Origin of the sequence: Agarivorans sp., assembly GCF_050295395.1 — a bacterium.
Classification (GTDB): domain Bacteria; phylum Pseudomonadota; class Gammaproteobacteria; order Enterobacterales; family Celerinatantimonadaceae; genus Agarivorans.
In genome coordinates this window covers 1-6871 of the sequence record NZ_JBNKPP010000124.1, presented here as the reverse complement: position 1 = coordinate 6871, position 6871 = coordinate 1, and the positions used below count along the sequence as shown (strand labels likewise).

At 46.9% G+C, this 6871-nt stretch carries 7 protein-coding genes; 1 reads left to right on the top strand and 6 read right to left on the bottom strand.

All coding sequences use genetic code 11. The features are described 5' to 3' along the window. The 6 genes from secD to ACQY6Q_RS07285 all read right to left on the bottom strand — a co-directional run. Window positions 1-1552, bottom strand: a 1552-nt coding sequence (secD, locus tag ACQY6Q_RS07310) for a protein translocase subunit SecD (RefSeq protein WP_427979656.1), incomplete at its 3' end; no start/stop codon positions are given. A gap of 28 nt (window positions 1553-1580) precedes the next feature. After that, a complete protein-coding gene (gene yajC / locus ACQY6Q_RS07305; RefSeq protein WP_055734848.1) occupies window positions 1581-1919 on the bottom strand; it encodes a preprotein translocase subunit YajC in 339 nt (112 codons plus the stop codon). Between the two features lie 105 nt (window positions 1920-2024). Continuing rightward, on the bottom strand, window positions 2025-3149 hold the full coding sequence (tgt, locus tag ACQY6Q_RS07300) for a tRNA guanosine(34) transglycosylase Tgt (protein ID WP_427979653.1): 1125 nt from the start codon (window positions 3147-3149) through the stop codon (window positions 2025-2027). Between the two features lie 81 nt (window positions 3150-3230). Further along, entirely contained in the window at window positions 3231-4277 is a 1047-nt protein-coding gene (gene queA / locus ACQY6Q_RS07295; protein ID WP_427979651.1) for a tRNA preQ1(34) S-adenosylmethionine ribosyltransferase-isomerase QueA, read from the bottom strand. Between the two features lie 85 nt (window positions 4278-4362). Beyond that, entirely contained in the window at window positions 4363-5289 is a 927-nt protein-coding gene (locus ACQY6Q_RS07290) for a S1 family peptidase (RefSeq protein ID WP_427979648.1), read from the bottom strand. An 11-nt stretch (window positions 5290-5300) separates the two neighbouring features. After that, a complete protein-coding gene (locus ACQY6Q_RS07285; protein WP_427979645.1) occupies window positions 5301-5960 on the bottom strand; it encodes a SanA/YdcF family protein in 660 nt (219 codons plus the stop codon). Window positions 5961-6163: 203 nt separating this feature from the next. Here ACQY6Q_RS07285 and ACQY6Q_RS07280 point away from each other — a divergent pair, with 203 nt between their 5' ends. Then, the gene (locus ACQY6Q_RS07280; RefSeq protein WP_427979643.1) at window positions 6164-6700 is read left to right on the top strand and encodes a cytochrome b; all 537 of its coding nucleotides are present in this window, start codon (window positions 6164-6166) and stop codon (window positions 6698-6700) included. The last annotated feature ends 171 nt before the right edge of the window (window positions 6701-6871 follow it).

The window sequence follows — 6871 nt, the reverse complement described above, 5'->3', positions numbered from 1 at the left end:
TACCTACGGTGAGCACGATGCCCGCCATACCAGGTAAGGTTAAGGTTGCTCCAGGGATCATCGACATGACACCAATAATCACCCCAACGTTGGCAATAAGGGCCACGTTGGCCACCAAACCAAATTTGCGGTAATACAAAGGCATAAATACCAGCAAGGCCAGCAAGCCCACCACAATTGCCAAGAAACCTTGATCGATATTGTCTTGACCTAAGCTCGGCCCAACGGTGCGTTCTTCAACAATCTGAATCGGCGCAATCAAGGCACCGGCACGTAACAATAAGGCTAGGTTTTGTGCTTCTGAAGGAGAGTCAATACCGGTAATACGGAAGCTACGGCCCAAACGAGATTGAATAGTCGCAACGTTAATGACTTCTTCTTGACGCTCTAGCAGCGTTTTTCCATCAGCATCTTTTTTACCGGTAGGTTTGTATTCGATGAACAAAGTTGCCATCGACTGACCTACGTTATCTTTGGTAAAGGCAGCCATTTTGCTACCACCTTGGCTATCAAGGCTAATGTTAACTTGTGGACGGCTATATTCGTCGAAGCCAGACTGAGCACCCACAATATGGTCGCCGGTTAAAATCACCTGATTGCGCAATACCACTGGAGAACCATCAGCACGCTTAGCTAATTGAGAACCTGGCGGTACTCGCCCAGCGGCGGCCGCACGCATGTCGGCATCGGTATTCACCATGCGGAATTCTAAAGTTGCTGTCGCACCCAAAATTTCTTTGGCGCGGGCAGTATCTTGAACGCCTGGTAGCTGCACCACAATACGGTCAGCACCCTGGCGCTGAACCTGCGGCTCGGCTACACCCAACTCATTTACCCGGTTACGGATAATGGTAATGTTTTGCTGAAGTGCGTATTCGCGAGTTTCTTTTAGCTTTGCTTCAGTCATACGAGCACTAAGGCTAAACTGGTCGCCTTGGCTTTCGTTGGCAAACTGATATTCACTGTATTTACGATCGAGGAAGCTAATTGCCTTTTCCAAGGTAGCTTCATCACGAAAACGAACGACTACCGCATCACCCACACTTCTCACACCGGCATAACGCAATTTTTCTTCACGTAAGTCGCTGCGAAAATCTTGAATCATGCCTTCTTGGGCTTTGCTAATTGCAGCATCCATGTCCACTTCCATTAGGAAGTGCACACCACCACGTAAATCTAGACCCAGTTTTAGCGGACCAGCACCAATGGCATCAAGCCATCCCGGTGTTGCAGGCGCTAAGTTCAACGCGACAATGTAATCATCACCAAGCATGTCATGTAACAGGCTTTTTACTTTTAGTTGGTCGGCATCGTTACGCAAGCGAACTAATGCAAGCCCGTCTTCAAAAGCGACTGAGCGAAAGTCAATGGATTGTTCGGTGAGGTGTTGGCGAATCTTATCTAATTGGGCAAGCTCGACTTGAGCGCCCCGAGTGCCTGAGACTTGTACGGCAGGATCCTCTCCGTATAAGTTTGGCATGGCGTAAAGAAAACCGATGGCAATCAATATGATTACCATCGTATTCTTCCACCAAGGGTATTTATTTAACAAAATCTTATCCCTTGTGACCGAGTTGCTACTATAGAGACTTCAACGTGCCCTTTGGCAATACCGCTGAAACAAAGTCCTTTTTAAGAGTAACGGTAGTATCGTCACTTAGGCTTAATTGGAAATATTCGTTCTCTTCAGAAATCTTAATGATTTTACCCACTAAACCACCCGTGGTTAATACTTCATCACCTTTAGACAATGAAGCCATTAAGTTTTTATGTTCTTTAACACGCTTCGATTGTGGGCGGTAAATCATGAAGTAAAAGATAACGGCGAAAATCGCCATCATGAAAATCAGTTCCATACCACCGCCAGCAGGAGCTGCTGCGCCGCCTTCGGCATAAGCTGGAGAAATAAATAAGCTCATTGTTACCCTCATTAAAAAATTAAAAACTTAAGATAATTAGTACAACTACCTTACTAAATGGAGACTAAGCAAGCAAAAACAAGGTTCCGCTTGCTCAATCGTGCATTATTCCGCCAAAGGGGGCACTTCTCGCCCCATTTTTGCGTAAAACTCTGCGACAAAATCGTCTAACTTACCGGCTGCAATGGCCCCACGTAACCCTTCCATCAACTGTTGATAGTGACGAAGGTTATGAATGGTATTCAAACGAGCGCCAAGGATTTCATTACACTTGTCCAAATGATGCAAGTAGGAACGGGAATAATTTTGACAGGTATAACAATCACATTCTTTATCTAGGGTGCTGGTATCATCGCGATGGCGAGCATTGCGGATCTTTACCACCCCTTCACTGGTGAACAAATGACCATTGCGGGCATTACGAGTTGGCATCACGCAATCAAACATGTCAACGCCACGTCGAACCCCTTCCACCAAATCTTCAGGTTTACCCACGCCCATTAAGTAACGAGGTTTATCTTCAGGCACACGATGCGCAACGTGGTCTAAAATGCGATGCATGTCTTCTTTAGGCTCACCTACGGCTAAACCACCAATCGCATACCCATCAAAACCAATGTTGGTTAAACCTTCTAAAGACACATCACGCAAGTGCTCGTAAACGCCACCCTGAATAATTCCAAACAAGGCATTTTTATTTTCTAACTCATCATGACGTTGGCGTGAACGGGCCGCCCAGCGCAAAGACATCTGCATGGACTTTTCGGCTTCCTCTTCAGTCGCCGGATAGGGCGTACATTCATCAAAAATCATCACAATGTCAGAGCCCAAGTCGTTTTGGATTTCCATCGACTTTTCAGGGGTCAAGAAGATCTTATCGCCATTCACTGGGTTACGGAAGTGCACGCCCTCTTCGGTGATATTACGAATATCACCTAAGCTGAACACCTGAAAACCGCCCGAATCGGTTAAAATAGGGCCTTGCCAGTTCATAAAGTCATGTAAATCGCCGTGAGCACGCATCACTTCTTGGCCAGGACGCAGCCAAAGGTGGAAGGTATTACCCAGTAATATTTCGGCCCCAGTCGCACTCACTTCTTCTGGCGTCATGCCCTTAACCGTACCGTAAGTACCCACTGGCATAAAGGCTGGAGTTTCTACCGTGCCGCGCTCAAATACTAAACGGCCGCGACGGGCCTTGCCGTCTTTAGCCAATAATTCATATTTCATTTGTCACCTCAGATCGGAAAAACAGTCCGATTTAAATTGAGTAATACAAGTGGCTGGCCAGAGCCCACCACCCACTAAGATTTAACCGTTTTTACGGGTTAAAAACATCGCATCACCGTAACTAAAAAAGCGATAACGCTGTTCAATAGCCTGTTGATAAGCCCGACTAATGTTGTCTTTTCCAGCAAACGCCGAAACCAGCATAATCAGGGTTGACTCGGGTAGGTGAAAATTAGTCACCATCGCGTCCACCACCTCAAACTGATAGCCAGGGTAAATAAAGATGTCGGTTTCTGCCGCATAAGCCTGTAGCTCGCAGCCTTTAGCTTTGGCATCTTTGGCCGCACTCTCCAAAGAGCGTACCGAGGTAGTACCAATGGCAATCACTCGCCCACCCGCCGCTTTGGCTTTGGCGATTTTGGCCACTACCTGTTCGCTCACTTCAGCATATTCAGAATGCATTACATGTTGGTCAACCGACTCCACCTTCACCGGCTGAAAAGTGCCCGCGCCCACATGAAGTGTCACAAAGGCGGTATCGGCACCTTTGTCTTTAATTTGTTGCATTAACTCTTGGTCAAAATGCAAGCCGGCTGTGGGGGCAGCTACCGCACCGGGCTTTTCGTTATATACGGTTTGGTAGCGCTCTTTATCGGCATCTTCATCGGGGCGGTCGATATAGGGCGGCAGTGGCATGTGACCATAGCTCTCAAGCAGCTCTAAAACACTGCGAGAATCATCGAAGCGCAGCTCAAATAGAGCATCATGGCGCGCTAGCATGGTGGCATCAAAAGCATCCGCTAAACGCAAACCAGTGCCAGGCTTGGGTGACTTAGAACAACGCACATGCGCTAACACACGGTGTTCATCTAATACCCGCTCCACCAGCACCTCTAACTTACCGCCGCTGAGCTTTTGACCATATAGCCGCGCGGGGATCACTCGAGTATTGTTAAATACCAATAGATCATTGGGCTGAATATACTCCAGCAAGTCAGGAAACTGCTGATGCTTAAGCTCACCGCTATTGCCATCAAGGCATAACAAGCGACTATCACGACGTTGCTGTTTGGGGTAACGAGCAATCAGCTCATCAGGAAGAACAAAAGAAAAATCGGCAACTCGCATTGGGTGAAAACTCTGTGAGGTAGTGAATAATTAACAAGGCCGCAATTTTAGTGATTGCGGCCTGTAATAGCAAGGATTAGCGAGCCTAAGCTAGGTGGCGGATACGGCGAATCAAAGCAAGCGGAAAGGCCAATAGCAATAGCCAAAAACCGCCACCACCACTACCACTAGCAGGAGGCAAAGCTTCAACACATTGCAAGCTGCTATCTCCGGCTAGGCTGGCGGTATCGCTGATCCAGATACACATCGAGCCAATATCCGAATACACCCCTGGACTGCCCTGACAGGATAAATTGCCCCAACTCACTAAGCCCAATAAGCGGTAACGTTCACCTTCAGAGATAAACACCGGCCCGCCACTATCACCACTGCAAGCATCTACGTCAGTACCAAAGGCACAAAACATCTGTTGGCTAAGCTTGTCACTTGGCCAAACATTGGCGCAAAGCTCTGGCTGATAAAGGCTTAAATTACCCTGCTGCAATACTGACGGATATTCGGGGTTTAATGGGTCGTTATTGGTGCGGCCAAACCCTATCAAGCGCATAAAGCCCCCATAATTTACCGCGCTACTAACACTGTTGGCATTAAGTAGCGGTGCTTCAATCTGTTGTGGCGTGGCCAAGCGTAATAGACTGATATCGTAGTCATATTCAATACCGGTCTGTCCCGGATCAACATAATTGGGATGCTGATAGATCTCGCTAACCGCTATCGCCCGCGAGTCATCAGAGCCCACCATGGAATACACGCCCAATATCACGCTGACTTGGGCTACCGGCAAATGTTTGCTCTCGCTTGTTTCATCGTAAGTACAGTGGGCCGCAGTCAACACCCACGATGAACCAATCAACACGCCACCACAGCGATACTCACCCACAAACACCTGCGCCATCCACGGGTAATTTTGTGATGCGTCTTGCCCGCCCACCACATAAGGAACCGCCTGTTGTTCGGCCTGAGCCATGAGGCTTAAACCGCCCAAACAAAAACACAAAATACGCAACAGCATAGGGTTTTCCTTCACTCATTCTCTGTAAGGTTTTCGCGAATGTTCACTTCTTCAGGTTCCCCTAAAAAATGCGGTTTCGCTTTTAATATATGTATATCAATTAAGGCTTTGGCCCGAGCCAGCACCTCGCGCAAACGGACTCGCCAATGAAACTCACTCGGCGCATCATCCACCACATAACCATAAGCTTTAATACCATAGTGATTGGCGATGTATAAGGCTCGCTCAACATGAAATTGCTGAGACACAATAATCATCGCTTGTTGGCCAAACACCTGTTTGGCTCGAACCACCGAATCAAAGGTACGAAAGCCTGCGTAGTCTAAAGAAATATGCTCTCGCGGCACATCCAAGCGCAATACATCGTTTAGCATAGTGATAGGTTCATTATAGTAGCGGGTGGCATTATCTCCGCTTAAAATCAGCGCTCTCACTTTGTTGGTATGATAAAGCTGGGCTGCGGCTTCTACTCTGAAAGTGTAATAGGTATTTAAACGCTTACCTACATACTTACTGGTGCCCAATACCAAAGCGATCGGCTGAGCTGGGAGCTGATCCATATGGCGAAACCATTGCCCTGCTACCTGACTGGAAATATATCGGTCAATAGCCACTAAAGCTAACAGCACTAACAGGCTAATCAGCACAATAATGCTAAAGAATTTCTTCAATGCTGTTCCCCGTCCTTTGCTGCAATGGTTCCATGCTAGCATAGCCAAATACAGCAACCCAATAAGCAAACGCCATTCTGTTAAAAAGTTTACTCAACAAGGTCTTAGCTAAATATCTAGTAGCGTAAAAAAAAGTAAATGTCATTTACAAGTCATCTACAGGTGCTAACTTTTCCCTTACTTATAGCAAGGACATATCCACGATGAATATTGTAAATAACAATCAACAATTCGGTTTAGTCAGTAAACTAATACATTGGCTTATGGCCGCCCTATTTATCGCCATCATCGCGATTGCTTTATATATGGATGAGCTGCCACGAGGCGCAGAAAAATTTGAATGGGTAAGCTTACACAAAGCCTTCGGTGTATGTGCCTTAGCCGCCATTTTACTGCGTATAGCCTGGCATAGAGTAACTAAAGTTCCGACGCCTTTAGCTGACGGCTGGCAACTCAAATTGGCTCATTTAGGCCATGTTGCTTTGTACCTATTAATGCTGCTCATGCCCATATCTGGTTTAATGATGTCATTAGCTGGCGGCCACGATGTATCGGTATTTAACTGGTTTACTCTGTCCGCCTTAAGTGAAAAAAATGAAACCTTAAGCGGTATCGCGTCTTTCGTTCACCACAATGCCGCCAACTTACTCTACCTAGTCTTAGCCCTACACGTGGGGGCAGCGCTTCATCATCACTTCATCTTAAAAGATGAAACGCTCAAGCGTATCACCTCTGCCTAGTATCACGTTAAGGCCACGCGTTTGCTGGCCTTTTTATAATAAACTCGCCAGCCGCTCCAAGTGGGTAACTCCCAACGCTTGGGTCCGGCTTTTCGGCCACCAGAATGATAGTGAGCAATTACCTGCTTAGTACGACTTAAATACTCTATATCGAGTTTCAAATCGGCTAAT

Coding starts and splice junctions, on each gene's coding strand:
- ACQY6Q_RS07290 (WP_427979648.1), bottom strand. CDS start 5,289: ATGCTGTTGCGTATTTTGTGTTTTTGTTTGGGCGGTTTAAGCCTCATG.
- yajC (WP_055734848.1), bottom strand. CDS start 1,919: ATGAGCTTATTTATTTCTCCAGCTTATGCCGAAGGCGGCGCAGCAGCT.
- queA (WP_427979651.1), bottom strand. CDS start 4,277: ATGCGAGTTGCCGATTTTTCTTTTGTTCTTCCTGATGAGCTGATTGCT.
- ACQY6Q_RS07280 (WP_427979643.1), top strand. CDS start 6,164: ATGAATATTGTAAATAACAATCAACAATTCGGTTTAGTCAGTAAACTA.
- tgt (WP_427979653.1), bottom strand. CDS start 3,149: ATGAAATATGAATTATTGGCTAAAGACGGCAAGGCCCGTCGCGGCCGT.